Here is a 4108-nt window from a genome sequence, read left to right as displayed (position 1 = left end):
AGGGAAAGTCTGTAGCTTTTTAACCTACAGTAAATTGACACGATCGAGAGATGCTACCCGATATGACGGATGAAGAATTTAGTTTTAGAATACCTAGTGAGGAATTGAAACTTCCAAAATACAAGTTTTCCATTGCAAATAGTATCTGTTTTAGAATACCTAGTGAGGAATTGAAACTAAGATTCTGCCTTTTCCATATATCATATGGGGCTTGTTTTAGAATACCTAGTGAGGAATTGAAACTCATCAGCTCCTAAAAAGGAGAGGGCTTTTAACCCGTTTTAGAATACCTAGTGAGGAATTGAAACAGCTAACAGATGAACAAGTCACGGAGCTATTCCAGTGTTTTAGAATACCTAGTGAGGAATTGAAACAAGATAATATCGGGTCAGCAAATGAAATACTAAAGTTTTAGAATACCTAGTGAGGAATTGAAACGGATATTTCATATCATGGGTATAGTCATCATAATATCGTTTTAGAATACCTAGTGAGGAATTGAAACCCTCTACCAGTAGCCATCCATGAAGGATTGTCCACTTGTTTTAGAATACCTAGTGAGGAATTGAAATGCGCCCTACTGATAAGGCAGGGCGTGTAAAATTAACTATTGATATTTAATTTTTCTTTAAGTGCTGTCTGAATGACTTGAGAAAAGTTAATATTGTTTTTTTCTGCCAAGGTTTTTAACCATTGTGGCATAGTTACAGTCGTCCTTACAGAAGTATTTTGGATTGCCTCTCTATATAAGGGCATATAGACATCAACTAACAAAGGTATGTCATTCTCCTCCAACTTGAGCTTGTTTATGGGAGATGGTTTAGGAATTTCGAATCCATCTTCTTCCATACCAAATAGATGTAATGCTAATGCTTCTCTAGCATTTTTAACTGCTTCCTCCATGCTATTAGCATCGGATACACAGCCTGGCAAATCAGGAAATGTAATGCCTATGTTATTCTTGTATTGTGTTATTATTGCTGGATAAGTATAAATATCTTTTTTTATAATATCACTTCCTTTGTATATAAATTATTAAGGGAAAAAGGTAATTATTTAAATTTAATCCCCATTTATTTTTCTATACTTTCTACATTTTTTATCCCTATCTTGTACAGGGTTTGGTGTACAATTGTTAATTTATGGCTTTCAGTAAATTGAAAATAATCCTCGGAGTCTCTTTATCTATACCGACCAAATATTTTGAATATTTCGATAAAATTTTTTAACAAATAGAAACTTGTTTTTTTGTTCCCTCATTTATTATATTACGTCTAATTAAATGTGTAAAATATATCAGAAAAGTTTTTCAAAATGTTTTTTTGATTGAACATGAAGTGTCATATAGGAAAGGTGATTCCAAATGTTAAAGAAGTGAAGATTATATTTTAAATGAATTATTAAAGTCTTGACTGTAGAATTTCAATTGAATATTATAATAAAGTGATTAGGGTAGTTATTTTTTAAAATCACATTTCAGTAAAGGTAATTTTGGCCTGTAAATTTGGTGGGTTTATTTAGGAAAAAAGTGATATTTTGAGTTTAATAAGCGAAAGGGAAATAGAAGAGATTAGAAATATTAATGAAAAGAAAAAAGTAAAATTACCTGATGGAACTTTTGTACCTGCATTAGGACAGGGAACCTGGTATTTGGGAGAGAATGCTTCAAATATGGAGTGTGAAATAAGAACTCTAAGGCTTGAAATAGAATTTGGAATGACATTTATAGATACTGCAGAGATGTATGGTGATGGTAAAGCTGAACGTTTAGTTGGTAAAGCAATAAGTGAAATCAGGGATAAAATATTTTTAGTATTGAAAGTATATCCCCATAATGCGGGGGCTAAGAATATATTTACAAAGGCTTATCAGAAAACTCACTAGTTTTAGCTGTGGAACAAATGCCATATTCATGTGCTTATTTTTTTCAATCCTAGGTAGCCTCTTCAATTCAATTATTTAAAGGTAGAAGCAGTCATATGGTCTAGATTAAAAAGAGGAGGCACAAAATGCTTGTTATGGCTTATTGTCTTATGGCACAAGGTAGAAGATTGAGAGAGCAATTATTGAAAAATAAGACTGTAAATGAAGCGGCAAAAAGATATAATGTTAAGCTGATTCAAATACTTTTGCCATGGGTTGTAAGAACAAATGATGTGATTTGCAATTCCCAAGGCTTCTCGTGAAGAACATGTAATAGAAAATGCAAAGACTGGTTCTATTATATTATCAAGGGATATTCTAGACAAGCTTGATAAAGTATTCCTGAAGCTCAGCAAAAAAGTAAGACTTGATATAGTATAAGGTATCTTCAATATATAAGAAAATAAATTAGATGAAAATTTTGGTATTTAGATTAAATGCCGGAGATTTTATTTAAAGATAACGATTGATGAATACATATATGAATGTTGGGAAAACAGCATGAAATATTTATACTGTTTTATTTTATTTAATATATTAAATAAGTGACAAGGAGAAAATCATAAATTTATTTTCCAACCCCATGTACAAATGGAAATAGCGAAAACTGTTGATTTATAATGTTTTTATCTTGTTTTTTTATATTTATTTTAGAGAATTAAAAATGACTGGAAAATTTCCAAGAAAACTCTTTATTTATGCGGCTTTAAGTCCTATAATAAAAATAAAGAATGGCTAATTTACATTGTTGAACCTTAACATGAGATGTATTTAAATTACATATGTGTTGAATTTTAGCATGATAATATCGGTGTAAATTAAATGTTTTAGGACAATTTTTTTATATATTATCAGAAAACTAATAGAATATTTTTACAAATAGCTTGATTAATTTTGTGCTGTCGACCCTCAATAGAGTAAAAATTGTCGGGGGTCGATGATTTTTATATTTATAGTTAATTGGCGTCCTAGGATTGATTTTTGAAATTCTTTCGAAGATTTTCCTGCATATTGCAATTTTGGACAAGCTGGTGTATTCTATATTTGATACGTTTTAGAATACCTAATGAGGAATTGAAACATTGGATTAATAAATTCAAAGCATTATTGCCTAATTGTTTTAGAATACCTAATGAGGAATTGAAACGCGAAAATTTCTATCACTCCGGCAATGCAAAACGATGTTTTAGAATACCTAATGAGGAATTGAAACTGGCAATGCCAGACGGCACAATTAAGCAAAGGAGGCAAGTTTTAGAATACCTAATGAGGAATTGAAACTCTTAAATGAATGACCCCGTTCAAAGCGAACGGGGGTTTTAGAATACCTAATGAGGAATTGAAACATGAAAAAGAATATCCTAAAAATCCAACACGTTTATGTTTTAGAATACCTAATGAGGAATTGAAACATCTGAAGCACGAAAACAATGGTAACTTTAAAGCTGGTTTTAGAATACCTAATGAGGAATTGAAACTTGTATTCGCCGCATCTCCCAACTGCATACCGGAGGGTTTTAGAATACCTAATGAGGAATTGAAACCTGGATGCTGTACGGTTGTAAGCCTATGCCCGTCGGTGTTTTAGAATACCTAATGAGGAATTGAAACGTGGAACAGATAAAGGCTTTACAATATGACCTTAATGTTTTAGAATACCTAATGAGGAATTGAAACAGATTGCAAATCTGCTTTCTTAGGCTTGGATTTTTATTTTAGTAGACAGGCAACCCCCGGGGGTCATGAACAAACTGTGAACAAATCCCCCCAACATTCATCTGCTTTTCGAGCCAAGCCATAGACTCATACGACCTTGGTATCACAGCAGTTAACGGGGATCAATCTGAATTGAAAAGAGTAAGGCAGCCTCAAATATTGTGAATAAAGAGTAAAAGATTGGACAAGCAAGACAAGAAATTGCCCCCAAAACCAGCCCCAGAAACACGAGCAAACCAAGCAGGACAAATCAGTCTAATCAGCAGAATGTATAAGCATCCCTTTTCTCATTCTGAGCGATTTTCCACAGATAAACATACAATTTTTTTGTCACTCCTTAAAAAACATCTGTATGTGACGTATATTTTTTATTTCATTCAAAAGAATAGTTTATACATATATTGCTATAAATAGCTTTTACTTATAGGCCAAATCTATGCTTTTTAGACTTTGACTTTCTTTGACCTTT

The 4108-nt window shown here is 32.1% G+C and carries 3 protein-coding genes and 2 CRISPR repeat arrays; of the genes, 2 read left to right on the top strand and 1 reads right to left on the bottom strand.

Features of this window, described 5'->3' with window-relative positions; genetic code table 11:
* Nucleotides 1–81: 81 nt before the first annotated feature.
* Nucleotides 82–572: a CRISPR direct-repeat array (repeat unit 30 nt; unit sequence GTTTTAGAATACCTAGTGAGGAATTGAAAC).
* 31 nt (nt 573–603) lie between these two features.
* Nucleotides 604–975, bottom strand: coding sequence for a type II toxin-antitoxin system HicB family antitoxin (locus AB8S09_RS15685; RefSeq protein WP_369869544.1), 372 nt, complete (start codon nt 973–975; stop codon nt 604–606).
* Nucleotides 976–1536: 561 nt separating this feature from the next.
* Between AB8S09_RS15685 and AB8S09_RS15680 the strand changes: the two genes are divergently transcribed.
* Together AB8S09_RS15680 and AB8S09_RS15675 are read left to right on the top strand one after the other, a co-directional pair.
* Complete coding sequence (locus tag AB8S09_RS15680; RefSeq protein ID WP_369869543.1) at nt 1537–1884, top strand: aldo/keto reductase; 348 nt, start codon at nt 1537–1539, stop codon at nt 1882–1884.
* Between the two features lie 125 nt (nt 1885–2009).
* The gene (locus AB8S09_RS15675) at nt 2010–2186 is read left to right on the top strand and encodes a hypothetical protein (protein WP_369869541.1); all 177 of its coding nucleotides are present in this window, start codon (nt 2010–2012) and stop codon (nt 2184–2186) included.
* 788 nt (nt 2187–2974) lie between these two features.
* Nucleotides 2975–3600: a CRISPR direct-repeat array (repeat unit 30 nt; unit sequence GTTTTAGAATACCTAATGAGGAATTGAAAC).
* Between the last annotated feature and the right edge of the window lie 508 nt (nt 3601–4108).

The sequence above is a fragment of the Clostridium lapidicellarium genome, assembly GCF_041224415.1.
GTDB lineage: Bacteria > Bacillota > Clostridia > Clostridiales > Clostridiaceae > Clostridium_B > Clostridium_B lapidicellarium.
This window is presented reverse-complemented; position numbering and strand designations above follow the sequence as displayed.